General features: G+C 52.4%; 1 protein-coding gene and 1 pseudogene. Both read right to left on the bottom strand.

The features are described from left to right. Nucleotides 1-106 precede the first annotated feature (106 nt). Nucleotides 107-265 (bottom strand): type I toxin-antitoxin system Hok family toxin, encoded by a 159-nt coding sequence (locus NV64_RS22980; protein WP_101506851.1) that lies wholly within the window; start codon nt 263-265, stop codon nt 107-109. Further along, nucleotides 234-309, bottom strand: a pseudogene (locus tag NV64_RS24420) (DUF5431 family protein); the annotation flags it as partial. The pseudogene NV64_RS24420 and the gene NV64_RS22980, both read right to left, overlap by 32 nt.

Genomic DNA, 309 nt, shown 5'->3' with positions numbered 1-309 from the left:
TAAGAAAAAGAGCCCTTCGGTTTCCCGAAAGGCTCTTTGTAAAAGCGCTCGTGGTGCCCGAGTCCATCAGTTATCTGAAAAGGCGGGTTACCCCGCCTTCAGATTGCTACTTACCGGCGTCACAGGCCAGAAATGCCGCCACCTCCCGATACTCGTCTCTGTAGCGAATTTCACACAACGACTTTCGCGTCAGAAAAGTGAATATCAGCAGCGTTAAACACATGACGGACAGACACCAGATCACGGGACTTCGCGGCAGTTTCATGGCCTTCTTCTCCTTGCCTTGCGGCGGGTAAGAGGCTATCCTGA

The sequence above is a fragment of the Erwinia sp. B116 genome (assembly GCF_002865965.1).
In the GTDB taxonomy this organism is placed as follows: domain Bacteria; phylum Pseudomonadota; class Gammaproteobacteria; order Enterobacterales; family Enterobacteriaceae; genus Erwinia.
Note: the sequence above shows the minus strand (reverse complement) of the source record. Positions and strands in the feature narration are given on the sequence as shown.

Bases quoted from the DNA above. Each gene is read 5' to 3' on its own strand.
- NV64_RS22980 (WP_101506851.1), bottom strand. From the start codon at position 265: ATGAAACTGCCGCGAAGTCCCGTGATCTGGTGTCTGTCCGTCATGTGT.